The following is a 25,547-nucleotide window of genomic DNA, read 5'->3' on the forward strand; positions in this document are numbered from 1 at the left end:
AATACAAGATACATGTCGACGGCAGTGCTTGTGATCGGATTGGCGGTGGCAGGTATGTTGCTCTGCCTGCTCCTGCTGACGCTGCTCGCTAGCACCTTCCGCATTTGGCCGACGCCAGGGCCGGGTACGTGGCAGAGCTACGTGTTCTGGCCGCTCTTCCGAAGCCTCAACGTACTTTGCTTCGTCGTGGCTGTGCTCGATCGGGCGGGCTACCTTGGCCTGCCCATCTGGCTACGCACCGCCGCGTTTGCAGCGCTTGTGACCTCCACAGCGCTGTTCATCTACGCCTTCCGCGTGCTCGGCCGGGACAATAGCTATGGCGCCCGAGACGGGCTCGTCACCGGCGGCATCTACCGCTGGAGCCGCAACCCGCAGAACGCCATGCTGATCGTCGTCTACGGCTGTCTAGCGCTTGCGGCGGATGGCGGCGCGACGTTTCTGTTGTGTGCGGCCATGATGGCTGTCTACGTGCTGATGGTGCTCTGCGAGGAATCGTGGCTCGAAGGCGTATATGGCGCTCCGTACCGGAGTTACTGCCGGCGCGTGCCCCGCTTCTTCAACTGGAGACGCGCGCTTCTCATGGCTCGGTTTGCTTCGAAGCATCTCGGATCTAGGTCAACCTGACCTTGGTGTCCGAGGTTCTCGGAATTGGGCTTTACTCGTTGGCATTTGCTTGGCAGCATCCGGCGATCATTTCCTACTGGTCGATCCAACGGAGAATATGCCTGTGCCCAAGATGACAAACTCACGTCGTAAGCGCATCCAAGCGGCACAACGCAAGGCATCCAATGCCTTGCGACGCGCTGCCAAGGCGGAGAAACGCAACCGCAAAGCCAGCGCAGCGTCCAGCTAGTGGCATAGGCGACCACGGAAAAGTTGGCGTTGCGATGCTTCGAAGATAGGGACAGGCCAGCCGCGCCCGCAGGATTGCGGGCGTGGGTTGGGCGCGGACTGGCCTATTGCACGCGATCAGAGTTTCGTTGCTGCGCGAGAGAGAAGCTTCCAGTCTGCACCCTGCTTTTGCCAGTTCATCAGGATGTGCAGATTGGCGGAGCTCTTCTTGCCGTCGGCGACCGCTTCACTTTCGTGCATCCAGTGGAACCGTACGATCGCCGCGGGGCCTACGACTCGAATCGAACGGTCCTTGTATTCCAGCGACAGCATTTTCGATTTCCCGCTCGTGGCATTGGCGATGAAGGTCGCCTTGTCCTCGACGGCGCCGCTGGAATGACTGTAGCTGAGCTCTGCCGCGCAGAGCGCATCAAGCGCTTTGGCGTCGGCGGCGAACTGCGCTGCGCGGAAGGCCTCTAAGTTCTTTGCGACTTCATCCTCATCTGCCGAAGCTGCGAAGGCTGGGGCAGCGCCCAGGAGGCCGGCAGCAAGAGCGGATAACGCCAAGTGACGACGATTTATGTCCACTGTTTCCTCCGTTTGGTTTTTTATTTTGACGCCGGGACAGTCTTGCAGTCGCCTTCTTTCCTGTCCAGCGCCCGCTTCCGTTCCGCAATCACATTGCAGGGACAGACGGAAATCTGAGATCGCCATTCGCAGTTTTGGGTTCGCTCATCGCAGTGCCGGAACCAAAAACAAAAGCCCCTATCCCTCCGAGGTGAGAGGGATAGGGGCTGGCAGATGGTCAGCGCGATAGGTGGCGCTATCTCAGTAGTTGGCTACGCCGCCTTCCGCTGTGCTGCGTCGATCAGCACGAGGTCGCCATTGCGGACGGTGAGCGAGACGATCTCGCCATCCTTGACGCGGCCTGCGAGGATCGCCTCGGCGAGCGGATCCTGAACGTACTTCTGGATCACCCGCTTCAGCGGTCGCGCGCCATAAGCCGGCTCATAGCCGCGGTTGGCGAGCCACGTCCGCGCGCTGTCGTCGAGGTCGATCGTGATGTTGCGATCGGCGAGCAGCTTCGACAGGCGTCCGAGCTGGATATCGACGATCTTGCCCATCTGCTCGCGCTTGAGGCGATGGAACAGGATGATCTCGTCGATCCGGTTCAGGAACTCCGGCCGGAACTTCAGCTTCACCTCGGCCATGACGTACTCGCGCACCATGTCGCTGTCCTCGCCCTCCTTCTGGGAGACGAGGTACTCGGCGCCGATGTTCGACGTCATGATGATCAGCGTGTTCTTGAAGTCCACGGTGCGGCCCTGGCCATCGGTCAGGCGGCCGTCATCGAGCACCTGCAGGAGCACGTTGAACACATCAGGGTGCGCCTTCTCGATCTCGTCGAAGAGAATGACCTGATAGGGGCGCCGGCGCACGGCCTCGGTCAGCGCGCCACCCTCCTCGTAGCCGACATAGCCCGGAGGCGCGCCGATGAGGCGGGCAACGGAGTGCTTCTCCATGTACTCGGACATGTCGATGCGCACCATGGCCTGCTCGTCGTCGAACAGGAAGGCGGCGAGCGCCTTGGTCAGCTCGGTCTTGCCGACGCCGGTCGGGCCGAGGAACATGAACGAGCCGATCGGCCGGTTCGGATCCTGCAAGCCGGCACGCGCACGGCGCACCGCCGTCGAGACGGCCGCAACGGCCTCCTCCTGACCGATGACGCGCTTGCCGATGGCTTCCTCCATGCGGAGCAGCTTATCCTTCTCGCCTTCGAGCATCTTGTCGACGGGCACGCCCGTCCAGCGCGAGACGACGCTCGCGATCTGATCCGGTGTAACGGCCTCCTCGACCATGAGCTGGCCGGGATCCGCGCCTTCCCTGCTCTCCAGCTCCTTCAACTGCTGGGCGAGCTTCGGAATGATGGCGTGCTGCAGCTCGCCGGCGCGCGCGTAGTCGCTCCTGCGGACCGCCTGCTCCAGCTCGACGCGGCGCTGCTCCAGCTCTTCCTTGACCTTCTGGGCCGATCCGAGCTTGGCCTTCTCGTTTTCCCAGCGGCGCGTGAGCTCTGCCGATTGCTCTTCCAGATCGGCAATCGACTTGTCGAGCTTGGCGAGCCGGTCCTTGGACGCTGCGTCCGTCTCCTTGCGCAGGGCCTCGCGCTCGATCTTCATCTGCATGAGATCGCGGTCGATGGCGTCGAGCTCCTCGGGCTTGGAGTCGATCTGCATTTTCAGCCGCGCGCTCGCCTCGTCGATGAGGTCGATGGCCTTGTCGGGGAGGAAGCGGTCGGTGATGTAGCGGTTCGAGAGCGTGGCCGCAGCGACGATCGCGCTATCGGTGATGCGCACGCCATGGTGCATCTCGTACTTCTCTTTGAGGCCGCGCAGGATCGAGATCGTGTCCTCGACCGTCGGCTCGCTGATGAAGACGGGCTGGAAGCGCCGCGCGAGTGCGGCGTCCTTCTCGATATGTTTCCTGTACTCGTCGAGCGTGGTCGCGCCGACGCAGTGCAGCTCGCCGCGGGCGAGGGCCGGCTTCAGCAGGTTGCCGGCATCCATCGAGCCTTCGGTCTTGCCGGCACCGACGATCGTGTGCAGCTCGTCGATGAAGAGGATGATGCCACCGTTCGAGGCGGTCACCTCCTGCAGCACGGACTTCAAACGCTCCTCGAACTCGCCGCGGTACTTGGCGCCCGCGATGAGCGCTCCCATGTCGAGCGCGAGCAGCTTCTTGTCCTTGAGGCTTTCGGGGACGTCGCCTTTGATAATGCGCTGGGCGAGGCCTTCCGCGATCGCGGTCTTGCCGACGCCCGGCTCGCCGATGAGCACGGGATTGTTCTTGGTCCGGCGCGAGAGCACCTGGATGGTGCGGCGGATTTCCTCGTCGCGGCCGATCACCGGATCGATCTTACCCTCGGCAGCGGCGGCCGTGAGGTCGCGGGCGTAGCGCTTCAGCGCGTCATAGCCCTCCTCGGCGGACGCCGTGTCGGCCGTGCGGCCCTTGCGGATATCGTTGATCGCGGCATTGAGGGACTGCGCCGTGACGCCGGCATCCTTGAGGAACTTAGCGGCTTGGCTCGAGCCCTCGACGAGGATGGCGAGCAGCAGCCGCTCGGCGGTCACGTACTTGTCGCCGGCCTTCTCGGCGATCTTCTCGGCCTGGTCGAAGATGCGGGCGAGCTCCGGGGCCAGATAGAGCTGGCCTGCGCCGCCGCCGGAAACCTTGGGGCGCTGGGCAAGGGCGCGCTCGACGGCCTGAAGGGCAGCGCGGGGCTGTCCGCCGGCCTGTTCGATAAGCCCGGACGCCAGACCCTGGTCGTCGTCGAGAAGCACCTTCAGAAGGTGCTCGGGGCTGAACTGCTGATGTCCTTCACGCAGCGCAAGTGCCTGTGCAGCCTGAACAAAGCCCTTGGCGCGGTCGGTGTAGATGTCGAAGTTCATTGGTCCTCCTCGGCGCGCCCTCGCCGCCCCCTTTGGGCCCGGTCGAAAGCGCCGTCATCGAAAGAATGAGTGCGGCCCAGGTTCGGCGCCGCCCCGTTCATATGGGGTTAATCGGCCGCCGGAAAAGGGGCGTGCAGCGAAAGAGTTGCTGGCCATTCTCCTGCTCTGGCGGGCCCGTCGCGGTTGAAAGCTCCGTACTCGGGTCACACATACTACTAAGGGCAAAGCGCCCTCTTGAGATGGAGCAAACGGTGCCCCGAGCAAGGGGAACAGGGAGGAGGAGAGCATGGCCATCCGCATGCGCGACGAGGTGCGCGCGCTGAGCAATGACGAGCTGGAGATGGTGGTGAAAACGCACATCCCACTCATCCTGGATCTCTCCGAGGCGGAGCTTCGCGACCTCATCAAGCAGGTGCGCGAAAGGCGCAAGCGGGCCCGCGACGTCGCCAATCGCCAGCGCCGCGAGATGCGTGGCAAGGCCGGACGTCCCGGCGCGGCGCCGGCCAGGGAAAATGCCGGCACCAAGCACAAGGAAGCGGTGCTGGCCGGCGCGCTCAAGCGCCTGAATAACGAGAAGGAGCGTCGGGAGCGCCTGTCGGCCGTGCCCGAGCAGGTCCGCATTGCCAAAAGGGCACTGCAACTCAAGCGGGCTTCCGGCAAGGGCCACAGCGGCCCGAGCTACCGCACGGCTTCCAAGGGCATGCACAGCATCGAGAACCAGAAGCCCGAACGTCTGCTCCATCCAATGGAGATCGGGCGGGTCTCCCAGTTCGTGAAGGACGCCCAGGCGAAGCGCGACTCACAGCGCGCCGAAGCCGGGCGGTAGTGTCCGTGGGTTGAGAAGGCCCTCGTGCTGCCGTTCAAAGGTTGCGCGAGGGCCCCTCCCGCCGGTCCTCTCCTCTGATGCAGCCTCGCCACAGAGTGCCCCGTAGATGTGTGGGCGGAGGCAGCCTCTAGTAGGTCGAAAGCAGCCCTTGGAGCACTCTCCACGCTGCCTTCTGAACGGGCTTGACAAGCACGCTGACTGTTCCGCGTTCACGTCTCGGTCGGGGCGTGGTGCCGCAAATCCGCCGTAAATTGAAGGGGTCCGGCAATATTCGGGACGTTCAATTCTTGTGGGTCTTGCGGGCCGCGGATTTGGCGTCAAATGACTGGCACACAGTTTCTCCACCAGATGTACAGACCGACTAGATCTAGTGGCGGGACGCATCAGCAACCCCAATAGATCGTGACGAATGCCCTCGAATCACCGACATTGATGACAGCCGATGCGGCGCTCGGATGCGGGCCCCGTTGGCGGGGGAAATGAGGGGGCCTCGCGTTCTGCGAGGGTTCGGAAGAGTTTCCAAACTGTGGGCGTGAAGAGCGCGCGAGTCGATGACTTGCAGCGGTGAGCGTCCTTGTGCCTGTTGCGTTCAATTGCGTGGGACCGTCCAGCCGTGGGGGCATGGCTCGGACCGAGGGACAACAGAATCAATCGCACTGACGAGACGCTACAGGGTTTTGTGGCGCGTACCCTCGTCGGCCTCAACGGCAGTGCCCATGAACGAGCAGCAGGGCACATGAAAATCGCACGCGCCTTCACGGAAGCCGGTAAGTCACCCTACGATCGCATTGCCTTCCGCAAGGCGACCTCCGAGATCAAGAACCCCGACGGCTCCGTCGTCTTCCGTCTCGCAGAATTCAGCGTGCCCGAGCACTGGAGCCAGGTCGCCGCCGACATCCTGGCGCAGAAGTATTTCCGCAAGGCCGGCGTGCCGAAGAAGCTGCGCAAGGTCGAGGAGAGCAGCGTCCCCTCGTGGCTGTGGCGCTCCGTGCCCGACGAGCGCGCGCTGGCCGACCTTCCCGAGAATGAGCGCACGAGCGGCGAGACCGACGCCCGCCAGGTCTTCGAGCGCCTTGCCGGCACCTGGACGTATTGGGGCTGGAAGGGCGGCTACTTCACGACCGAGGAGGATGCGCGCGCCTTCTTCGACGAGCACTGCTACATGCTGGCGAACCAGATGGGTGCGCCGAACAGCCCGCAGTGGTTCAACACCGGCCTGCACTGGGCCTACGGCATCGACGGCCCCGGCCAGGGTCACTTCTATGTCGACTGGCAGACGGGCCGGCTCACGCAGTCGACCTCGGCCTACGAGCACCCGCAGCCGCACGCCTGCTTCATCCAGTCCGTCGAGGACGATCTCGTCAACGAGAACGGCATCATGGACCTCTGGGTGCGCGAGGCGCGCCTCTTCAAGTACGGCTCGGGCACGGGCTCGAACTTCTCGCTGCTGCGCGCCGAGAGCGAGCGCCTGTCGGGCGGCGGCAAGTCCTCCGGCCTCATGAGCTTCCTCAAGATCGGTGATCGCGCGGCCGGCGCCATCAAGTCCGGCGGCACGACGCGCCGCGCGGCCAAGATGGTCGTCGTCGACGTCGATCACCCCGATATCGAGGCCTACATCGACTGGAAGGTGCAGGAAGAGCAGAAGGTCGCGGCGCTCGTGACCGGCTCCAAGATCTGCCAGAAGCGCCTGAAGGCCGTGATGGCCGCCTGCGTGAACTGCGGGGCGGATGGCGTCACGCCGGAGGCGGGCGAACTTGAAGAGCGCTGCTTCGATCCGCAGAAGAACCCCGCACTCAAGCGCGCGATCCGCGACGCGAAGCGCGATTCCGTGCCCCAGAACTACATCCTGCGCGTCATCCAGTTCGCGCGGCAGGGCTACAAGGACCTCGACTTCGCGACCTACGACACCGATTGGGATTCCGAGGCCTATCTCACGGTTTCCGGCCAGAACTCGAACAATTCCGTCCGCGTGACGGACGAGTTCCTCAAGGCCGTGGAGGACGACAAAGACTGGGCGCTGACGGCGCGCCTCTCGAAGAAGACCATGAAGACGGTCAAGGCCCGCGAGCTTTGGGAAAAGATCGGCTATGCGGCATGGGCGTCGGCGGATCCCGGCATCCAGTACCACACGACCATCAACGACTGGCACACGTGCCCGAAGTCCGGCCCGATCCGCGCGTCGAACCCGTGCTCGGAGTACATGTTCCTCGACGATACGGCGTGCAATCTCGCCTCGTTGAACCTCATCCGCTTCCGCAAGGAGGACGGCTCGTTCGACGTCGCGGCCTACGAGCATTGCTGCCGCCTCTGGACGATCGTGCTCGAGATCTCGGTCATGATGGCGCAGTTTCCCTCGCGCCAGATCGCGGAGCTCTCCTATCGCTACCGCACGCTCGGCCTCGGCTTCGCCAACATCGGCGGCCTGCTCATGGCGGCGGGCATTCCCTATGACAGCGCCGAAGGCCGCGCGATCTGTGGTGCGATCTCGGCCGTCATGACGGGCGTCGCCTATGCGACGAGCGCCGAGATGGCATCGGAGCTCGGGCCCTTCCCCGGCTTCGGGCCGAACGCGGGCGACATGCTGCGCGTCATCCGCAACCATCGCCGCGCGGCGCACGGTGCGGCGGGCGGCTACGAGCAGATCAGCACGGATCCGGTGCCGCTCGATCATGCCGCGCTCAAGGATACGGCTCTCTCGGCGGCGGCGCGCCGCGCCTGGGATCGCGCGCTCGAGCTTGGCGAGCAGCACGGCTATCGCAATGCGCAGGCGACGGTGGTCGCGCCGACGGGCACGATCGGCCTCGTCATGGATTGCGATACGACGGGTATCGAGCCGGACTTCGCACTCGTGAAGTTCAAGAAGCTCGCCGGCGGCGGCTACTTCAAGATCATCAACCAGTCCGTCCCGCAGGCACTGCGCACGCTCGGCTATCGCGAGGCGGAGATCGCGGAGATCGAGGCGTATGCCGTCGGCCACGGCTCGCTCAAGCAGTCGCCGGGCATCAACCACACGACGCTGCGCACGAAGGGCTTCACGGACGAGGCACTGGCGACGCTCGAAGGCGCGCTGAAGACCGCCTTCGACATCAAGTTCGCCTTCAACCGTTTCACGCTCGGCGAGGACTTCCTCAAGACCTCGCTCAAGGTGCCGGCCGAGAAGCTGCTCGAGCCGACCTTCGACCTGCTCGCCTTCCTCGGCTACACGAAGAAGGACATCGAGGCCGCGAACAACCACGTCTGCGGCACCATGACGGTCGAGGGTGCGCCCTACCTCAAGGCTGAGCATCTGCCGGTGTTCGACTGCGCCAATCCGTGCGGCCGCATCGGCAAGCGCTTCCTGTCGGTCGAGAGCCACATCCGCATGATGGCGGCGAGCCAGCCCTTCATCTCGGGCGCGATCTCGAAGACCATCAACATGCCGAACGACGCGACGGTCGACGACTGCAAGAGCTCCTATCGCCTGTCATGGAAGCTCGCGCTCAAGGCCAACGCGCTCTATCGCGATGGCTCCAAGCTCTCGCAGCCGCTGAACTCGCAGATCCTCGCCGATGATCCCGACGAGGCCGAGGAAGTGGCGGCGGAGCTGGCTTCGGATCGTCCCGCGCAGCAGCGCGCGGCGGTCGCGGCCGAGCGCATTGTCGAGCGGATCATCGAGCGTGCCCGCGATCGCGAGAAGCTGCCTGGCCGCCGCAAGGGCTACACGCAGAAAGCCTCGGTCGGCGGGCACAAGGTGTACCTCCGGACGGGCGAATACAACGATGGCCGCCTCGGCGAGATCTTCATCGACATGCACAAGGAGGGCGCCGCCTTCCGCAGCTTGATGAACAACTTCGCCATCGCGATCTCGCTCGGCCTGCAGTACGGCGTGCCGCTCGACGAGTACGTGGATGCCTTCACGTTCACGCGCTTCGAGCCGGCCGGTCTCGTGCAGGGCAATGAGGCCATCAAGAACGCAACCTCGATCCTCGACTACATCTTCCGCGAGCTCGCCGTGTCGTACCTCGAGCGGCACGACCTCGCGCACGTCGATCCGACGCAGATCGTCGGCGCGACGGGGCTCGGCGCTTCGGATGAGGCGCTGGAGGATGAAGCCGAGGCGCCGATTGCTCCGCCGCCCGCGCGCTTCGTCAGCAAGGGCCTGCTGCGCGGCGTGCCTGTGCCGAATGTCACGACGATCAGCCGCAGCGCGCCGGCGACGGCGGTCGGCACTCTGCAGAAGGACGTGGCAACAGCGTTCGCGGGGAACACGGCGACGGCGCTCTATCAGCAGCGCACGGTCGAGACGGTGACGCATGTCACGGAAGGTTCGCTCGCGCTCAAGATGGAGACCGAGATGGTGTCTGCAGCCGACCGGCGCACGGAGGCGCGTCTCAAGGGCTACGAGGGTGAGGACTGCCGCGAGTGCGGAAACTTCACGCTCGTTCGGAACGGGACCTGCCTCAAGTGCGACACGTGCGGAAGCACGAGTGGGTGCAGTTGAGGTAGTAGGCGCGACCAACCACAAAGGCAGCCGTGGGGCACCACGGCTGCCTTTGTGCGCAGGGGCCCCCAGGCTACGCTCCGTTTAAGCGCGACCTTAGAGCTTCTTCCACTTCTCGGTCTCGTAATCGAACCAAGCGCTCACTCTTTCACCATCCCACTTGAGCATGATGTGTTTCGTTTGGATGGGAATGCCGACCACATCCGGCCAGAACGCGCCGACGCACTGGCCCCGCGCATGGCGGACGCTCGGATAGACAATGCCGTTGCTGCCGGCATCGCGGAGCTGCCTCCCGAGTTCTTGTGACGGGCCGTAGCTCGTCGGATCCAGGAAGCGCTGAAAGTCTCCTTTCCGTAGATCATGCAGGATGCTGTCGATCGCGCCTTGGTAAGTCCGGTAGGCTTCGTCGTGCGGGCCGTCACCCGTTGCTCCATAGAACTGCCCCATATGAAACGCGACTTCTCTGAGCGCGGTTTCGAATCTCATTCCAGCGTAATAGAGGCCATATGCGCCCGCAGAGAAACGTGACGGCCGATCCGGGCTGGCGTGTGTAAACGGGGCCATCACAACGGTAGCGCCCGGGCCGGTTACTCTTCTTCCCGGCGGAACAAGGCTGATTTCGCCGGCCTGTTGCCGCAGCCGAGGGTTTGTCATCCCTTCGAGCTCATAAAGAAGTTGCCAGTCTTCCGGGTCGGCAATGCGCTCGAAAACATCTATGGGCGGAAATCGTGACGGTACCAGCCGGAATGCAGATTTCCAGCGAACGCGGCGCGATGGAATGCCTTCGACGATCTTGGGATCAATGAAGAGGTCGGGGTGCCTCGCCACGTCACCAGCCGCCTCTGACGCTGTCCAGGTAGTTCCGCACGCTGGCTAGATCGACCATATGCCCGGCGCACATGCGATCCAGAGCGGATTGGTCACCAAATGCCTTGTTTGGCCGCCGTACCCACTCATCAGCCATTTCGGGGCGTTGATAAAGGATTTCCAGGGCTTTGAAGATGCCGAGTATGTAACTGATACGGCTCGCCAGATCGAAGCTGTGTGCCATATGGCTCACATTCCCACTCTTCCAGTTGTGGAACGTCGACCTGCTTGGATGACCCAACAGCGCCATGGCTTCTTCGTTGGAGAGTTTCCACTTTTCTGCGATCTGGAAAAAAGCCCGCATGCCTATGGCAAGTGTGTTGTCGTGAATACCCCGGCCTGGAAGCCGATCACGCTTGGTAGTTTTGGCGATGGTCGTTGGCATGGCTCACTCCCGACTACTTGGATATTGAGTGATGTCCAATATTATTCCATTCTGGAATATTTGTCCAATCTTGTACTCATGCACCATCCCAGATAAGCTCAATCCCTACTCCAAGCTCAATACCCATACCCCTCCGCCTCCATCCGCCCTATAAGCTCGCGTCATGACCTGGGTGCCTCCCGCGCCCACCGAACCGAGCCGAACGCACCATGTCCCAAGCCCGATCGCTGAGCGACTATGCTCAAGCCATCCTCACCGCGCGCGTCTATGACGTCGCCGAGGAGACCGCCCTCGATGCGATGCCGCGCCTCTCCGAGCGCCTCGGCCGCAGCGTCCTGCTGAAGCGCGAGGACCTGCAGCCCGTCTTCTCCTTCAAGATTCGCGGCGCCTACAACAAGGTCGTGCTGCTCCCAGAGGAGGCCCGGCGGCGCGGCGTGATCTGCGCATCGGCCGGCAACCACGCGCAGGGCGTCGCGCTGGCAGCCAAGAAGCTCGGCATCAAGGCGACGATCGTCATGCCGTTGACCACGCCTGCCATCAAGGTCGAGTCCGTGCGCCGGCTGGGTGGCAATGCGGTCCTGCACGGCGATGCCTTCGACGAAGCCTATGCCAAGGCGCGTGAGCTGGAAAAAGCCGAGGGCCTGACGTTCGTCCATCCCTTCGACGATCCCGATGTGATCGCGGGCCAGGGCACGGTCGGCCTCGAAGTGCTGCGCCAGCATCCTGATCGCATCGAAGCGATCTTCGTGCCGATCGGCGGCGGCGGCCTCGCGTCCGGCATTGCGGCGTTCGTGAAGTTCCTGAGCCCGACGACGAAGGTCATCGGCGTCGAGCCCGTTGGCGCGGCGAGCATGGCGGCGGCGATCACGCAGGACCAGATCGTGACGCTGAACCAGGTGGATCTCTTCGCGGACGGCGTTGCCGTGCGGCGCACGGGCGAGGAGACCTTCCGCCTCTGCCGCGAGCTGCTCGACGAGATCATCACCGTCGACATCGACGGCATGTGCGCCGCCATCAAGGATATCTTCGACGATACGCGCGCGGTCGCCGAGCCCTCGGGCGCGCTGAGCCTTGCGGGCCTCAAGATCTATGCCGAGCGCAAGGGCGCCGACACCGGCAGCCTCATTGCCATAAACAGCGGGGCGAACCTGAACTTCGATCGCCTGCGCACGATCGCGGACCGCGCCGAGGTCGGCGAGCACCGCGAGGCATTGCTGGCCGTGACGCTACCCGAGCGGCCCGGTGCCTACCGCGGCTTCATTCGCACGCTTCAGGGCCGTGGCATCACCGAATTCAATTACCGCTATGCGGATGCGTCCACGCCCGCGCAGATCTTTGCCGGTATCGCGCTCAATCGCGGTGAGGCCGAGAAGAACGAGCTCATCGCGCGCCTCAAGTCCGAGGGCTATCCCGTCCTCGACTTGAGTGAGAACGAAATGGCCAAGGAGCACGTGCGCTACATGGTGGGCGGGCGCGCGCCGGGCCTGACCGACGAGCTGATCTATCGCTTTCAGTTTCCCGAGCGGCCGGGGGCGCTGCTGACCTTCCTCGAAAGCCTGGCGCCGGAGTGGAACATCTCGCTCTTCCACTACCGCAATCACGGCGCGGACTACGGGCGCATTCTGGCCGGCATCCAGGTGGCGCCGGGCGCGCGCGACCAGCTCAAGGAGCGGCTCGACGCGCTCGGCTATCCCTATTGGGACGAGACCGACAATCCGGCCTATCGGCTGTTCCTCTCGGGCGACTATGAGGCTGCCGCGAAGTAGGACCGGCTTTCGACAAGCAAAGGACATTCCATGGCTGAGACAAAAGTGGCGGTCGTCACCGCCGGCGGTAGCGGCATGGGCGCGGGTGCCGCGCGCCGGCTCGCAGCGGACGGCTTCCAGATCGGCATTCTGTCCTCGTCGGGCAAAGGCGAAGCGCTGGCGAAGGAGCTTGGCGGCATCGGTATTACGGGCTCGAACCAGTCGAACGATGACCTCAAGCGGCTGGTCGATGCGGTGATGGCCCGTTGGGGGCGCATCGACGTGCTGGTGAACAGCGGCGGTCACGGCCCGCGCGGCCCGATCCTCGATCTGACCGACGAGGACTGGCACCGCGGGCTCGACGTCTATCTGATGAATGTCATCCGGCCGACGCGGCTGATCGCGCCGATCATGCAGAAGCAGCGCGCGGGCTCGATCATCAATATCTCGACCTTTGCGACTTTCGAGCCCGACCCGGTGTTCCCGACGTCGGGCGTGTTTCGCTCGGGGCTTGCGGCCTATACGAAGCTCTTTGCCGACAAGTATGCTGCGGACAACGTGCGCATGAACAATGTGCTGCCGGGCTTCATCGACAGCCTCCCGGAGAAGGAGGAGTTCCGCAAGCGCATTCCCATGGGGCGCTATGGCCACAGCTCAGAGATCGCGGCGACCATCTCGTTTCTGGCCTCCGAGGGCGCAGGCTACATCACCGGCCAGAACATCCGCGTCGACGGCGGTATCACGCGCTCGGTTTGAACGGGGGCCCGCCGTCGCGAGGACGGTGGGTCCAGAAGCTTAAGTCGTGATCTTCACTTCTTCCCCTTAACTTCCTCCGCCCAGCTCTGAGCCTTGCCGTAGCCGTCGAAGAACGGCAGCACGGTGCGCGGCAGCTCGGGGCTCATGAAAAGATCGTAGTGCGTAACGTTCGGCAGGATCGCGAGGCGGTTCTGCGGCATGGTCTCGCGCTGCCAGCCGGCATCGCGCAGGCCACCCCCGAGAAGCTGATAGAACTTCACGATGTGCTCGGGCCGGAACATGTCGCCGTCGCCATAGACGAGCATCACGGGCATCTTGAGCTTGGGCACCTCCGCGGACCAGTCGAAGGGCTTCTTGATCAGCACGCCCATGGCCTCGACGAGGCGCGGGAAATCCTCCGGCTTCGGCGCGATCGCCACGTAGGACTGGTACATCGGCGTGTCCTTCATCATCGCCGCCATCTCCGCGCCGAGATGAGCCTGCTGGGCGAGGATCTCGGGATAGAAGCCGTCGCGGGCCATGAGACCTGAAGCCAGGACGAGGCGGCGTACTTTGTGCGGGTGCTGGAGGGCAAGCTGGAAGCCGACGCCGCCGCCCATGGAATAGCCGAGCACGTCGGCCTGCTTGATGCCGAGGCTGTCCAGGATCGTCGCCATGTCGCGGCCCATGGCGTCGAGCTCGATCGGGCGATTGCCGAGCTCCGTGCGGCCGTGGCCGTGGAGGTCGACGCCGATCACCCGCCGCTTCTCGGCGAGCATCGGCAGGATCGGGGCGAACATGCCGGCGGAGCCGAGGCCGCCATGAAGGAGGAGCAGCGGCTCGCCGGAGCCGTGGATCTCGTAGTAGTAGCGGATGCCACCGGCTTCGACGTGGCCGGCCTCGATGCGCGCGGGCGCGGCAGCGGTCTTGCTCACGGTGGGCTCCTGGGCATGGGTGGGTGAGGTGAGAACGAGCGCCGCGGCAGCGGCATAAAGGGTGCTCAGCACAGAACGTTTCATCGGAAATCCCCTGCGATGACGCTTGCAGGTCGTTTGCCTGGCAGGTGATGCGGCGGACAATGACCTTGCTGGTCATAGGACGAGGCTGGACTGGCCGAGCCGACAGGGAAAAAGAGAAATTTTTGCAGGCCTCATCGATGCGTCCGCGAGCGCTGGCCGGCCCTGCGCGCTTTCGCCGCCTTTGCGGCCACCAGAGGGCCATCACGCTTTCTTGACACCCCCCTGGGGCCTATCTATGGTCCCCCGCGCAGCTGGAAGCGGCCGTGCTCCGATCCTCGGAGCGCGTCGAGGCAGCCAAAATGTCGGTCGACGGCAGCAAGCAACCCGATCCCCGCGGCGAGATCTCGCCGGAGGAGCGTGAGGCTCTGAGACGGCGATCGGAAGCGATTGGCCAGCGCCTGGACGAGGTCAAGCGCGAGCGCGAAGCGGTTCAACGGCCGAAACGCCCGGCGACCGCGGGACGCGCATTGCGTGCTTCTGCTGAGCTGATCGGCGGCATCGTGGCCGGCGGTCTGATCGGTTGGTATCTGGACGCATGGCTCGGCACTCAGAAGCCGGTCATGTTCGTCCTGTTCTTTTTGCTGGGCGCTGCCGCGGGCATCCTGAACGTCATCAGGGTCGCGATGCGCGAGAAGACGCCGCCGGCGCCGTCCGTCAGGGACGACGACGAGGACGAGAACAGGTAAGGGGCAGGGGCACGTGGCTGCTGGCGCTGACGGGGTACATAGTCCGATTGCACAGTTCGAGATCAAAAGCCTCGTTCCGCTGAGGCTCTTCGGTTTCGATACGTCCTTCACGAATTCCGCGCTGTTCATGGTCATCGCGGTGGGGCTGATTTCCGCCTTCCTCATCATGTCGATGCGCGGGCGCTCGCTCGTGCCGACGCGGATGCAGTCGGTCGCCGAGGTGTTCTACGAGTTCGTCGCGAATACGGTGCGCGACAACGTCGGCCACGAGGGGATGAAGTTCTTCCCGCTGGTCTTCTCGCTCTTCATTTTCGTGCTCGTCTGCAACCTGCTCGGCATGGTGCCGGGCATGTTCACGGTGACGAGCCACATCGTCGTCACGGCGGCGCTGGCGCTGCTCGTGATCGGCATTGTCATCGTTTACGGCGTCGCGACGCAGGGCACGCACTTCCTCAAGCTCTTCGTGCCGGACGTGCCGGCGCCGCTGCTGGTGCTCATGGTGCCGATCGAGGTCATCTCGTTCCTCTCGCGCCCGCTGAGCCTGTCGGTGCGTCTCTTCGCGAACATGCTCGCCGGGCACATCGCGCTCAAGATCTTCGCGGGCTTTGTCGGCTCGCTTCTGGCTGCGGGCGTGTGGGGTCTCATTTCGCCGCTACCGCTTCTGCTCGCCATCGCGCTGACGGCACTCGAGGTGCTGGTTGCGGTGCTGCAGGCCTACGTCTTCGCGGTGCTGACCTGCGTCTATCTCAACGATGCGGTGCACGGAGCCCACCACTAGGCGGCTCATCGCATCGACCCTATCAACCTACACAGTCGATCAACCCAGGGAGATCATCATGGATCCAGTGGCAGCAAAGTTCATCGGTGCGGGCATCGCGTGCCTCGGCATGGCCGGCGCCGGCATCGGTCTCGGCAACCTGTTCGGCCAGTTCCTCTCGGGCGCGCTGCGCAACCCGTCGGCGGCTGACGGCCAGCGTGGCACGCTGCTCCTCGGCTTCGCACTGACGGAAGCGCTCGGCATCTTCTCGCTGCTCATCGCGCTGCTGCTGCTCTTCGTCGTCTAATACAGACGATCCTTTCGGCGGCAGGTTGAGAAGCGGCGGCCGCGGCCGCCGCACCGCGTATTCCGGCATCGGCATCGGCTGGTGCCAAACCTAGGGCAAGGCGCAATGTCCATGTTGCTTCTCGGGGCGGTCGCAGTGACGACCGGCGAGTTCATTCCGAGCGCGGGTGCGCCGGATGTGTTCCCGCCGTTCGACCCGCGCACCTTCCCCTCGCAGCTCTTCTGGCTCGCCGTGACCTTCGGCGCGCTGTATTTCCTGATGGCGCGGATTGCGCTGCCGCGTATCGGCGAGGTCATCGAGGAGCGTCGCGACCGCATCCAGCGCGATCTCGACGAAGCTTCGCGCCTGAAGGCGGAGACGGACGCGGCGCTCAAGGCCTATGAGCAGTCGCTCGCGGATGCCCGCGGCAAGGCGCAGGGCCTCGCCAAGGAGACCCGGGACCGGCTCGCGGCCGAGACCGACGCCGAGCGCCATCGCGTCGAAGGCGAGCTCAACGCGAAGCTTGCCGAGACGGAGAAGCAGATCGCGGCGACCAAGGCGCGGGCGCTCGCCAGCGTCGACGAGATTGCCGCGAGCACGGCGGCGGACGTGGTCTCGCTGCTGACGGGCAAGGGTGCCTCGGATGACGAGGTGCGCCAGGCGCTCGCCAAGGCGCGGGCGGGCTGAGGCGGCCGGATACGAAGGAAGCGACAGCTATGTTCTTCAATCCTGAGTTCTGGGTCGCCATCGCGTTCTTCGCCTTCGTGGGTGTGCTCGTGAAGATGGGCGTGCCCTCGATGATCACGAAGTCGCTCGACGACCGCGCGGATGCCGTGCGCAAGGAGCTGGATCAGGCGCGCCGTCTACGCGAGGAGGCGCAGGATCTGCTCGCAGATTACCAGCGCAAGCAGCGGGCGGCTGACGAGGAAGCCAGGGCGATCATCGAGACGGCGCGGCGCGAGGCTGAAGCCATGAAGGCCGAGAGCGCGCGCAGCCTCAAGGAGCAGCTCGAGCGGCGCACGCGGCTCGCCGAGGACAAGATCGCGCGCGCCGAGGCGCAGGCTGTCAGCGAAGTTCGCGCTGCTGCAGTCGATATCGCGATGTCAGCGGCGGAGCGCCTGATCGGCGACAAGCTCAAGACCGACGGCGGCGCCGATCTGGTCAACCGCTCGATCCGTGATCTCAAGGGCAAGCTGAACTGAGGTTCGGCAGCGTCCTGCGGCGCGCTCAATCGATCAAATGAATTCGGGGCGCTCTTCGGCGCCCCGTTTTATTTGGTGCCCGGTGCTTGGTGCTAAGCCCGGCAGGGACGCGCGATGAACCGGCACGAGGTCCGCGCGCCGACCTTGCGGCAGATATCGCGGGCGCCGCGGGCGCGGCTCACCGAGGCATAGCGCGGGCCGAGCTGCCGGCGGACGGTCGTGCGCCACGTGTTGCGTGCGCTCAGGCGCGCACCGATGGCCGTGAGCGAGGTCTTGCCGACCGCAGTGACGACGTTCCTGGCGCAGACCTGCGCGTTTGCCGGGCCGCTCGCCGAGAGGGCGATGGTGACGGCAGCGGCCACACCGAGCGCGAATTTCTTGATCATGGCTTCCTCCTTCACTGCTCCACTTATGTGGGGCGGATAGAACCACTGGTGACGTGCGAAATGGTGGCCCTCCGATGAAAACGCATTCATCGGTCGCGAGGTCATCATAGAGGAGCTGGGCGCCGCCTCAGGCGTTCAGAATCTTCAGAACCTGCGCGTGGAGTGCCGGATCGCCGGCCGCGAGAATCCGGCCGCCGTTCGTCGCTGGTTCGCCCTCCCAGGTCGTAATGCGACCGCCGGCTCGCTCGATGATCGGGATCAGGGCCACGACGTCGTGCGGCTTGAGGCCCGTCTCGATCAGGACGTCCGTATAGCCGCCGGCGAGCAGGCAGTAGCCGTAGCAGTCGCCGCCATAGCGGGTGAGACGCGCGCGCGCCGAGACCTCAAAGAACTTCCTGCGGTCCTGCTCGCCGATCAGATCCGGGCTCGTGGTGGTGAGGATGGCTTGCGCGAGCTTCGGGCAGGCGCGGGTCTTGGCGCGGCGCGTGCGCCCGTCCGCCGTGCGCCAGTGGGTGCCCGTGCGGCTCGACCAAATGCGCTCGCCGGTGAATGGCTGGTTCATCATGCCGAGCAGTGGCGTATCGCCGTCGAGCAGCCCGATCAGGGTGCCCCAGAGCGGGCTTCCTGTGATGAAGGCCTTCGTGCCGTCGATGGGGTCGATCACCCAGCGGTATCCGCTCGTGCCGTCGCCGTCGCGACTGCCGTGCTCCTCGCCCACAATCGCGTGCGAGGGATGGTGGCGCAGCAGGTAGCGGCTGATCACGCGCTCGGCGTCGCGATCGGCGGCCGTGACGGGGTCGAAACCATGCGCGCTGCCCTTGTCCTCGACGGCGATCGGCCGGCGGAAGCGGCGGAGGATGAGCTCGCCGGAGAGGTCAGCGAGCGTGTGCGCGGTCTCGAGCAGGGCGGCAAATGAGGTGGTCGACGGCTTCATAGTGGGCGTCACAGGTGGTCTCGCGAGGGATGGGCAGTGCAGGGATCGTTGTGGCTTTTTGATCAATGATCAGTATCGGGATATGTGGCCTGTATGACGCACAAGGCTTTTCAACATGCGTCTTTCCGCATATTCTCGATGTGTTGACATTGCCGAATCAGCAGTGTGTTGGCATGGTCAAATCGTAGCTGCGATGACGATCTATCGTCGCTATTGCCCACTTCGGGCGTTTCCTCCCTAGACTTGGGCCGTTCTTTGGTGAGCGGCCCCTTTGTTCTCTAAGCGCCACAGCGCTTAGACTTCAGCGGCCGTACATAACGCGCTTACCTGCTGGCCACGACACCCGATAACCGAATTCGATCTGCCGCTCCTCGTCGGGCTGGAGCTGCGCTTCCCAGGCCAAAACCCCGCGCTTTTCATCGACATCACGTCGCGTCGGCGGCGTCTTGCCGGTCAGCTCCACCTTGATGTCCTGCTGCCGCGAGGTCGGAATATTGTCGAGCACGGAGACGGCAATGGCGCGCTCGTGGAGGTTCTTGATCGAGATGCGGAAGGCGCGCGTATCGGTCTGCTGTGAAGAAATGAGGCCGGTCTCCCCACGCTTGTCCTCGACGGTCGCATAGCGAATGCGGACCGAATCGTCCCCACCGAAACCGATTTCGTGCTCCTGTCCTGGCCCGAGCAGCGGCAGCTTGCCGGTGCCGACATAGGTCCCGTCGCGGAAGAGGGCGATCGTGCCGGGAAGGTAGGCCGCGGCCTTCGGCGCGGCGAGCTTGGCGTAGAGATAGGCCTGGGTTCGCAGGCGCGGCACGGCGCGCGCGAGGAGGCTCGGCTCGACCTTCGCCTCGTCGATCAGGGCGCGCTTGACCTCGCCGGTGGTGAAGACTGTCACCCGGCCAGGGATGTCGAAGCGGGCCTGGAAGGCGGAGATCTCGGCGCCTGCCCGCTGTTCGCCCATAGCAACTTCTTCATCCTGCAGTTTCTCCGCGGCTGCGGCTGCGGCTTCGCCGGCGGGGGCGCCGCCATCGGCGCGACGAGCCCTGCTGGCTAGTGCCGTCGGCGGCGGTGCGCTTGCGACCGGCCGTGGTTGCGGCAGGTCGGGGATGAAGTCCACGGCAATGGCATCGAGGGTTGGCGCCGAGGCACCATTTGCCGGCCGCGCTGTCGAAAGCGTCAACGCGACATCCCGCCAATCCTCGCCCGTACGCTGTTGGACAGCGGCGCGGCGCACGAGCGTCAGGCTCGGCGCCACATTCCGTGCGCCCGTGCTGAGGCGCGCATCATAGAGGGACTGCCAGGAGGCGGACGGGACCTGGTAGCGCAGCAGCAGATTGGCCTCGAGCGCTGCCGCGGCGGTCACGTGGACGCGTACTTCCGTGCGCGCATCCTCGATCGGAGCAAGGTCGGAGAGCGCGCGCTCGAGATCGGCGATGCGGCGGTCGAACTCGCGCACTTTCAGGCCAGCCGCGAGGCGTGCTTTCTCGGCCTCGGCGAGCCGGCTGCCGATCAGGACGAAGACATCGCCCCACGCTTCTCCCTTCTCTGCCTTGTCGTCCGGCTTCGCGCCGGGGCGCGACGGCAGCGCGACAAGCCCTTCGACGAAGCGCTTCTGGGCATCGGCGGCGTCCATTTCCGCGGCAACGAGCGCGCGCTCGTCCTGCAGCTTCTCGATGGCCTCCTCGAGCTTGCGCCGCTCGCTCTTGCTGACGACCGGGTCGAGATGCGGAATCTCGACACGGCGCGTGTCGACGGAGCCCATGTCGAGCTTGCCGGTGCTGCGGCCCTCGATGCGGATCGAGCCGTCGATGGCCTGCGCGGGGAGATCCTTGAAGACGATCAGATGCTCGCCCTGCGGAATCTTGAGCTGTGCCGTGCGCGTCACCTCGGCACCGCGAGAAAAGACCGTTACCGCCGTGATCGTGGACGTGCCGCCAATCTCCGCCGCGGCGACGGGCATGGCCGCCATCGCCACGGCGGCGGCCGCCACGAGCCACCGAACTTCGATACGCATTACCTGTGCTCCGGTAGGTGCATTCTGGGCTCGGCCAATGTCAGACTACCGGACAGGCGCCGCCGTCGATGTTGATGGCGGTGCCGGTGATATAGGAGCCCGCGTCCGACGCGAGGAACAGCACCATGTTGGCGAACTCCTCCGCGGTGCCGACCCGCTTCATCGGAATGTCCTTGCCCATGTCCTCGTAGTAGGCCTCGAGGCTGCGCCCCTTGTTCTCCTGGGCGTGACGCTGCACCCACTGGTCGCTCTCGATGCGCCCGACGAGCACGGCATTGACGAGCACGTTGTGGGGCGCGCCCTCGCCAGCCAGCACCTTGGTCAGCGCCATGCCGGCGGCGCGGGAAACGGCGGTCGGCGCCCGGCCGGCCGCGGGTGCCTTGGCGCTCGTGTTGAGGACATTGATGACGCGGCCGAATCCGCGCGCCTTCATGCCGGGAAAGGCGAGCCGGCAGAGACGAATGGCGGCGAACAGCTTGAGATCCAGGTCGGCCTGCCAGACTTCGTCCGTGATCGTCTCGAATTGGCCTGTCTTGGAGGTGCCGGCATTGTTGACCAGCACGTCGAGGGAGCCGAGCGCCTTTTCGGCGGCCGCGAAGACGCGCGCGCAGTCTTCCGCCTTGCCCATGTCGCCGGTGATTGTGACGATCTTGCCCGAGCCAGCCGTCTCGAGCTCGCGCTTGGCCGCATCAAGCCCCGCCTGGTTTCGGGCGACGATGGCGACATTGGCGCCCGCGCCGAGAAATGCCCTGGAAATGGCGAGGCCGATCCCCTTGCTGGCGCCAGTGATGAGCGCGTTGCGCCCGCGCATTTGAAGCTGCACGTGTTTCTCTCCCCGTAGACGGTCCTTCGCTGCGCCGGAACAGTACGCTGGGCCGCTCGGCAAAGAAAGCCGTGTTATCAGCCCGGTAGGGTTCTCCGGGGCGAGGAACAAACGCCGAATTGTTGCCGCCGATCCCGTGCTATAAGGCCCTGTCATGTCAGCGAATCAGGTAAAAATGAGTGGGCCGTCGGCCGAGGATGTCGACGAGCCGCCCTTCGACCTTCCCGAGGCGCCGGACGCTGCTGCGTCGGGGGCCGAACCGGTGGGACGACTCACGATTTCCGAGCGCGCGGCGGCGCAGGTTTCTGCGCCCTATCTTTCAGGCCTCAATCCAGAGCAGCGCCGGGCCGTCGAGACGACCGAGGGGCCCGTGCTGGTGCTTGCCGGCGCCGGCGTCGGCAAGACGCGGGTGTTGACGACGCGCATTGCCCACATTCTGGCGAGCCGCAGGGCGTACCCCTCGCAGGTGTTGGCCGTCACCTTCACGAACAAAGCCGCGCGCGAGATGAAGGAGCGCATCGGCACGCTCATCGGCGGTGCGGTCGAGGGCATGCCGTGGCTCGGCACGTTCCACGCCATCGGCGTGAAGATCCTGCGCCGGCACGCCGAGCTCGTCGGTCTCAAGAACGGCTTCACGATCCTCGACGTGGACGACCAGCTCCGGCTCATCAAGCAGGTCATCGAGGCCGAGGGCCTCGACAAGGACCGCTGGCCGGCGCGCCAGCTCGCCGGAATGATCGACAACTGGAAGAACAAGGGGCTCACGCCGGACAAGGTGAGCACCGGCGACTCGCAGGTCTTCGCCGGCATCGGGGCGCGGCTCTACGCGGCCTACCAGCAGCGCCTGAAGGAGCTCAATGCCGTCGACTTCGGCGATCTGCTGCTCGAGACGCTGCGGCTCTTCCGTGAGCACACGGATGTGCTCGCCGACTATCAGCGCCGCTTCCGCTACATCCTCGTCGACGAGTATCAGGACACCAACGTCGTCCAGTACCAGTGGCTGCGGCTCATCGCGCAGGTGCCGGGCGGTCAGCCGAACCTCTGCTGCGTCGGCGACGATGACCAGTCGATCTACGGCTGGCGCGGGGCGGAGGTCGACAACATCCTGCGTTTCGAGAAGGATTTTCCCGGTGCCGTCGTGATCCGGCTCGAGCGCAATTATCGCTCGACAGGCCACATCCTCGGAGCCGCCGCAGGGCTGATCCGGCACAATACCGGCCGCCTCGGCAAGACGCTCTTCACCGATGACGAGCTCGGCGAGAAGGTCTCGCTGCTCGGCGTGTGGGACGACGAGGAGGAGGCGCGCGCGATCGGCGAGGAGATCGAGCGCCTGATGAAGCGCGGCCATCGCCTCAACGAGATGGCGATTCTCGTGCGCGCTTCCTTCCAGATGCGCGTCTTCGAGGATCGCTTCATCACGCTGGGGCTTCCTTACCGCGTCATCGGCGGTCCGCGCTTCTACGAGCGCCAGGAAATCAAGGACGCCATCGCCTATCTGGAAATCACGCACAATCCGTCGAACGATCTCAAGTTCGAGCGCATCATCAACGTGCCGAAGCGCGGGCTCGGCGATGCAACCATCAAGCAGATCCACGACGTCGCGCGTGCCGGCGGTGTCCCGATGTTCGAGGCAGCGCGCCAGCTTGCCGAGAGTGACGAGCTGAAACCCAAGGCGCGGCGCGCGCTCGGCGATCTGGTTGCGGCGTTTCTGCGCTGGCGCGGGCAAGCCGAGGGCGTGAAGCACACCGAGCTTGCCGAGCTGATCCTCGACGAGAGTGGCTATACGGCCATGTGGCAGGCGGACAAGAGCCCGCAGGCGCAGTCGCGGCTCGAGAACCTCAAGGAATTGGTGCGCTTCATGCACCAGTTCGAGACCCTTGGCGGGTTCCTCGAGCACGTGGCGCTGGTCATGGACGCCGAGCAGGGCGACGATGGCGATCGCGTGTCGCTGATGACGCTGCACGCCGCCAAGGGCCTCGAGTTCGAGACGGTCTTCCTGCCGGGCTGGGAGGAAGGGCTCTTTCCGCACCAGCGCTCGCTCGACGAGAGCGGGCTCGCCGGCCTCGAGGAGGAGCGCCGCCTCGCTTATGTCGGACTCACGCGCGGCAAGCGGCGCGTCCAGGTGAGCTTTGCCCAGAACCGGCGCAATCGCGGGCTCTATCAGTCGGCGAGCCCGTCGCGCTTCATCGACGATCTGCCCGAGTCGCACATCGAGGTGCTCGAATCGCGGAGCCCCTTCGGTGGTGTCTACGCCGGCATGGGCAGCGAGCCGCGCTATGGCCGCGCCAACCCTTATGGCAAGAGCCGCTTCGACGATGCGCCCTCGCCCTTTGCGACGAGCTATACGACGCCTGGTTGGCAGCGGGCGCAGGAACAGTGGAAAGCCGCACGCCCCGCGCGGCCGCCGCCACAGACGATCGAGGGGCAGCTTGTTGCGTCGTCCGATCATGTCTCCGCGTTTGCGGAGGGCGATCGCGTGCGTCACCAGAAGTTCGGGCTCGGTACGGTCACATTGGTCGATGGCAACAAGCTCACAATCGACTTCGACAGCGGCGACCGGAAGCGCGTGATCGAGAGCTTCGTCGCGAAGGCTTAGCTAACGCACATCGATAACGATGCCCGTCCGCCAGATCTCGCTCTGCGGCACGTGCGTTGGCTTCTCGCGCTCGGAGCGCTCGCTCTCGGGAACCGTCGAGCGCTTCAGTGCGGCATCGAGAAAAGCGGCGTAGGGACCAAGCTCCTGGAAGCGCTGTCGCTCGAAGTCGTGGCGGATGCCGTCGACGCTCCCCTCACTTCTCGTACAGAGCGCGACGATCCGCTCGCGGCCCTTGTCCTTCAGTCGGAAACGATAGCGCGCGTTCGCGGCGGGGATCGAGACGCGAACCTGCGCGGCGATACGATTGTTGGTCGCGAAGTCATTGGGGAAGATGACGGTGCCGAAACCCGCGGCATCGACGCTGATCAGCGTCAGATGGCAATCGATATTCGTGCGGACCGACAGCCTCAGCTCGTCGCCGGCTGCGTAGCGCGCTCGATCCGGATATAGGATGAGCTCGATCGGGGTTGCGGATGTGATGACCGGCGGGGCGGCGTCCTTTGAAACAAGCGGCACGGCTTGTGCAGGCGGAACGACGCGGGCGAGACGCGCGATGAGCGGCCAGTTTTCCTCGACCTCATGGCGTGGGACCGTGCCGTAGATCAATTGCCGCAAGACGTGGCGCTCACCACGGGCCGCTGGCTCGAGGACGCGCGCGAGCGCGTCCGGGCGCATGGCGATTTCGGCTGCAACCCGAGGCAGGTTGAGTGGCGCGAGATGGTGGCGCGCCAACTGCAGCATCAGCTCGGCATTGCGCTCGAGCTTGTCCGGTGCGGTCACAGGACCGAGGATCCCGCGCGCGATTTCGCGGTCGGCTTTCTGCAGGACGTGTGCGACGAGCTGATCAGCCCGCACAATGAGAGGATCTGCAGAGCGCCGAACCTGTGGCTTCAAGCCAAGGACGGCACGCCATCGGTGAGCATCCCAGCCCAGGTCCTGGATGTCGAGGGCGAGATGATGGCCTTGCGCATCGAGTACGTGCGTTGCGACCGGATGTTTGACGCCCGCCACTGCGGCAAGAACCAGCTCCAGCATCTGCCGCCACTCGGCACGCTGCTCCGGCGTCGCGCAGCCGAGGTCCAGATGAGCGAGGCTCAGAACGCGCAGTGCCGCGACAGGTTTTCTGAGCTTCGCCCCGACGCGCGCGAGCTCGGCTTCGATGCGTTGGCGCGGAACGAAGGCTGCCGAGGGGCATGTCGCGGCTTCAGTGGGCAGGCTTTCGATCCAGGAGCGAAGGGCGCCAAGATCGTCGGGAGTTGGGCTCGGGCCGCTCGCCCCGAACTGGCGCAGCAGCGTGGTGTACGCGGGAGAGCCATCGGGATTACCGGGCCGGATGAGACCCGGGTCGCGCGCCATTGTCGCGAGGTCAGGTGCCGCGCCTGTGCTCGCATCGCGGCATAGGGCACAATGCGTCGCGAGAACGTCGCGCACGCGGGCAGCCAGGGCGTCGTCCGCGTGCGCTGGAAGAATTGCGGCGCCGGCTAGCAGCAGGACAAGAGCCAGCGCAATCAGTCCGGCGCGCATCATTTGCC

Annotated in this window: 21 protein-coding genes; 11 read left to right on the plus strand and 10 right to left on the minus strand. The window is 65.0% G+C overall.

All coding sequences use genetic code 11. The features are described 5' to 3' along the window. The first annotated feature begins 12 nt into the window (after window positions 1-12). Window positions 13-624: a methyltransferase family protein gene (locus tag CS1BSM3_RS14985; protein WP_072387952.1), complete on the plus strand. Its 612-nt coding sequence runs from the start codon at window positions 13-15 to the stop codon at window positions 622-624. Window positions 625-969: 345 nt separating this feature from the next. On the opposite strand, the gene CS1BSM3_RS14990 is transcribed toward CS1BSM3_RS14985, so the two are convergent. Then, window positions 970-1,545 carry a nuclear transport factor 2 family protein gene (locus CS1BSM3_RS14990; protein ID WP_244540509.1) on the minus strand — a complete coding sequence of 192 codons (576 nt, stop codon included), beginning with the start codon at window positions 1,543-1,545 and terminating at the stop codon, window positions 970-972. A gap of 125 nt (window positions 1,546-1,670) precedes the next feature. After that, window positions 1,671-4,277, minus strand: a complete 2,607-nt coding sequence (gene clpB / locus CS1BSM3_RS14995; RefSeq protein WP_072387956.1) for an ATP-dependent chaperone ClpB — start codon at window positions 4,275-4,277, stop codon at window positions 1,671-1,673. A gap of 286 nt (window positions 4,278-4,563) precedes the next feature. Here clpB and CS1BSM3_RS15000 point away from each other — a divergent pair, with 286 nt between their 5' ends. Together CS1BSM3_RS15000 and CS1BSM3_RS15005 are read left to right on the plus strand one after the other, a co-directional pair. Beyond that, window positions 4,564-5,103, plus strand: coding sequence for a hypothetical protein (locus CS1BSM3_RS15000; RefSeq protein WP_072387958.1), 540 nt, complete (start codon window positions 4,564-4,566; stop codon window positions 5,101-5,103). A 736-nt stretch (window positions 5,104-5,839) separates the two neighbouring features. Next, window positions 5,840-9,583, plus strand: a complete 3,744-nt coding sequence (locus CS1BSM3_RS15005) for a vitamin B12-dependent ribonucleotide reductase (RefSeq protein WP_072387960.1) — start codon at window positions 5,840-5,842, stop codon at window positions 9,581-9,583. 96 nt (window positions 9,584-9,679) lie between these two features. Here CS1BSM3_RS15005 and CS1BSM3_RS15010 read toward each other — a convergent pair whose 3' ends face one another. Together CS1BSM3_RS15010 and CS1BSM3_RS15015 are read right to left on the minus strand one after the other, a co-directional pair. Next, window positions 9,680-10,411 carry an RES family NAD+ phosphorylase gene (locus CS1BSM3_RS15010; protein WP_244540510.1) on the minus strand — a complete coding sequence of 244 codons (732 nt, stop codon included), beginning with the start codon at window positions 10,409-10,411 and terminating at the stop codon, window positions 9,680-9,682. 1 nt (window position 10,412) lies between these two features. Then, complete coding sequence (locus CS1BSM3_RS15015; protein WP_072387962.1) at window positions 10,413-10,835, minus strand: MbcA/ParS/Xre antitoxin family protein; 423 nt, start codon at window positions 10,833-10,835, stop codon at window positions 10,413-10,415. A 209-nt stretch (window positions 10,836-11,044) separates the two neighbouring features. Between CS1BSM3_RS15015 and ilvA the strand changes: the two genes are divergently transcribed. Both ilvA and CS1BSM3_RS15025 read left to right on the plus strand, forming a co-directional pair. After that, window positions 11,045-12,601, plus strand: a complete 1,557-nt coding sequence (gene ilvA, locus CS1BSM3_RS15020) for a threonine ammonia-lyase, biosynthetic (protein WP_348532900.1) — start codon at window positions 11,045-11,047, stop codon at window positions 12,599-12,601. 30 nt (window positions 12,602-12,631) lie between these two features. After that, window positions 12,632-13,336 carry an SDR family oxidoreductase gene (locus CS1BSM3_RS15025; RefSeq protein WP_072387964.1) on the plus strand — a complete coding sequence of 235 codons (705 nt, stop codon included), beginning with the start codon at window positions 12,632-12,634 and terminating at the stop codon, window positions 13,334-13,336. Between the two features lie 53 nt (window positions 13,337-13,389). Here CS1BSM3_RS15025 and CS1BSM3_RS15030 read toward each other — a convergent pair whose 3' ends face one another. Beyond that, a complete protein-coding gene (locus CS1BSM3_RS15030; protein ID WP_072387966.1) occupies window positions 13,390-14,334 on the minus strand; it encodes an alpha/beta fold hydrolase in 945 nt (314 codons plus the stop codon). Window positions 14,335-14,633: 299 nt separating this feature from the next. Between CS1BSM3_RS15030 and CS1BSM3_RS15035 the strand changes: the two genes are divergently transcribed. The 5 genes from CS1BSM3_RS15035 (at window position 14,634) to CS1BSM3_RS15055 (ending at window position 17,265) form a co-directional block, all read left to right on the plus strand. Next, window positions 14,634-15,020 (plus strand): AtpZ/AtpI family protein, encoded by a 387-nt coding sequence (locus CS1BSM3_RS15035; protein ID WP_072388279.1) that lies wholly within the window; start codon window positions 14,634-14,636, stop codon window positions 15,018-15,020. A gap of 13 nt (window positions 15,021-15,033) precedes the next feature. Continuing rightward, complete coding sequence (locus CS1BSM3_RS15040) at window positions 15,034-15,798, plus strand: F0F1 ATP synthase subunit A (RefSeq protein ID WP_072387967.1); 765 nt, start codon at window positions 15,034-15,036, stop codon at window positions 15,796-15,798. 58 nt (window positions 15,799-15,856) lie between these two features. Beyond that, window positions 15,857-16,084, plus strand: a complete 228-nt coding sequence (locus tag CS1BSM3_RS15045) for a F0F1 ATP synthase subunit C (protein ID WP_072387969.1) — start codon at window positions 15,857-15,859, stop codon at window positions 16,082-16,084. 105 nt (window positions 16,085-16,189) lie between these two features. Continuing rightward, entirely contained in the window at window positions 16,190-16,750 is a 561-nt protein-coding gene (locus tag CS1BSM3_RS15050; RefSeq protein WP_083528603.1) for a F0F1 ATP synthase subunit B, read from the plus strand. 29 nt (window positions 16,751-16,779) lie between these two features. Further along, window positions 16,780-17,265, plus strand: coding sequence for a F0F1 ATP synthase subunit B family protein (locus tag CS1BSM3_RS15055; protein ID WP_072387970.1), 486 nt, complete (start codon window positions 16,780-16,782; stop codon window positions 17,263-17,265). 92 nt (window positions 17,266-17,357) lie between these two features. On the opposite strand, the gene CS1BSM3_RS15060 is transcribed toward CS1BSM3_RS15055, so the two are convergent. From CS1BSM3_RS15060 to CS1BSM3_RS15075, 4 genes are all read right to left on the minus strand, one after another. Continuing rightward, entirely contained in the window at window positions 17,358-17,651 is a 294-nt protein-coding gene (locus CS1BSM3_RS15060; protein WP_072387972.1) for a hypothetical protein, read from the minus strand. A 127-nt stretch (window positions 17,652-17,778) separates the two neighbouring features. Next, window positions 17,779-18,585, minus strand: coding sequence for a histidinol-phosphatase (gene hisN / locus CS1BSM3_RS15065; protein ID WP_072387974.1), 807 nt, complete (start codon window positions 18,583-18,585; stop codon window positions 17,779-17,781). 301 nt (window positions 18,586-18,886) lie between these two features. Beyond that, window positions 18,887-20,596 (minus strand): mucoidy inhibitor MuiA family protein, encoded by a 1,710-nt coding sequence (locus tag CS1BSM3_RS15070; protein WP_072387976.1) that lies wholly within the window; start codon window positions 20,594-20,596, stop codon window positions 18,887-18,889. A 40-nt stretch (window positions 20,597-20,636) separates the two neighbouring features. Continuing rightward, window positions 20,637-21,419: an SDR family oxidoreductase gene (locus CS1BSM3_RS15075; protein ID WP_072387978.1), complete on the minus strand. Its 783-nt coding sequence runs from the start codon at window positions 21,417-21,419 to the stop codon at window positions 20,637-20,639. 175 nt (window positions 21,420-21,594) lie between these two features. Here CS1BSM3_RS15075 and CS1BSM3_RS15080 point away from each other — a divergent pair, with 175 nt between their 5' ends. Continuing rightward, complete coding sequence (locus CS1BSM3_RS15080; protein ID WP_072387979.1) at window positions 21,595-24,015, plus strand: ATP-dependent helicase; 2,421 nt, start codon at window positions 21,595-21,597, stop codon at window positions 24,013-24,015. Here the strand turns inward: CS1BSM3_RS15080 and CS1BSM3_RS15085 are convergent, their stop codons facing one another. After that, complete coding sequence (locus tag CS1BSM3_RS15085; protein ID WP_072387981.1) at window positions 24,016-25,542, minus strand: DUF4384 domain-containing protein; 1,527 nt, start codon at window positions 25,540-25,542, stop codon at window positions 24,016-24,018. Window positions 25,543-25,547: the final 5 nt, after the last annotated feature.

Origin of the sequence: Hyphomicrobium sp. CS1BSMeth3, from assembly GCF_900117415.1 — a bacterium.
GTDB lineage: Bacteria > Pseudomonadota > Alphaproteobacteria > Rhizobiales > Hyphomicrobiaceae.

Coding starts and splice junctions, on each gene's coding strand:
- CS1BSM3_RS14985 (WP_072387952.1), top strand. CDS start 13: ATGTCGACGGCAGTGCTTGTGATCGGATTGGCGGTGGCAGGTATGTTG.
- CS1BSM3_RS14990 (WP_244540509.1), bottom strand. CDS start 1,545: ATGGCGATCTCAGATTTCCGTCTGTCCCTGCAATGTGATTGCGGAACG.
- clpB (WP_072387956.1), bottom strand. CDS start 4,277: ATGAACTTCGACATCTACACCGACCGCGCCAAGGGCTTTGTTCAGGCT.
- CS1BSM3_RS15000 (WP_072387958.1), top strand. CDS start 4,564: ATGGCCATCCGCATGCGCGACGAGGTGCGCGCGCTGAGCAATGACGAG.
- CS1BSM3_RS15005 (WP_072387960.1), top strand. CDS start 5,840: ATGAAAATCGCACGCGCCTTCACGGAAGCCGGTAAGTCACCCTACGAT.
- CS1BSM3_RS15015 (WP_072387962.1), bottom strand. CDS start 10,835: ATGCCAACGACCATCGCCAAAACTACCAAGCGTGATCGGCTTCCAGGC.
- ilvA (WP_348532900.1), top strand. CDS start 11,045: ATGTCCCAAGCCCGATCGCTGAGCGACTATGCTCAAGCCATCCTCACC.
- CS1BSM3_RS15025 (WP_072387964.1), top strand. CDS start 12,632: ATGGCTGAGACAAAAGTGGCGGTCGTCACCGCCGGCGGTAGCGGCATG.
- CS1BSM3_RS15030 (WP_072387966.1), bottom strand. CDS start 14,334: ATGAAACGTTCTGTGCTGAGCACCCTTTATGCCGCTGCCGCGGCGCTC.
- CS1BSM3_RS15035 (WP_072388279.1), top strand. CDS start 14,634: ATGTCGGTCGACGGCAGCAAGCAACCCGATCCCCGCGGCGAGATCTCG.
- CS1BSM3_RS15045 (WP_072387969.1), top strand. CDS start 15,857: ATGGATCCAGTGGCAGCAAAGTTCATCGGTGCGGGCATCGCGTGCCTC.
- CS1BSM3_RS15050 (WP_083528603.1), top strand. CDS start 16,190: ATGTCCATGTTGCTTCTCGGGGCGGTCGCAGTGACGACCGGCGAGTTC.
- CS1BSM3_RS15055 (WP_072387970.1), top strand. CDS start 16,780: ATGTTCTTCAATCCTGAGTTCTGGGTCGCCATCGCGTTCTTCGCCTTC.
- CS1BSM3_RS15060 (WP_072387972.1), bottom strand. CDS start 17,651: ATGATCAAGAAATTCGCGCTCGGTGTGGCCGCTGCCGTCACCATCGCC.
- hisN (WP_072387974.1), bottom strand. CDS start 18,585: ATGAAGCCGTCGACCACCTCATTTGCCGCCCTGCTCGAGACCGCGCAC.
- CS1BSM3_RS15070 (WP_072387976.1), bottom strand. CDS start 20,596: ATGCGTATCGAAGTTCGGTGGCTCGTGGCGGCCGCCGCCGTGGCGATG.
- CS1BSM3_RS15080 (WP_072387979.1), top strand. CDS start 21,595: ATGAGTGGGCCGTCGGCCGAGGATGTCGACGAGCCGCCCTTCGACCTT.
- CS1BSM3_RS15085 (WP_072387981.1), bottom strand. CDS start 25,542: ATGATGCGCGCCGGACTGATTGCGCTGGCTCTTGTCCTGCTGCTAGCC.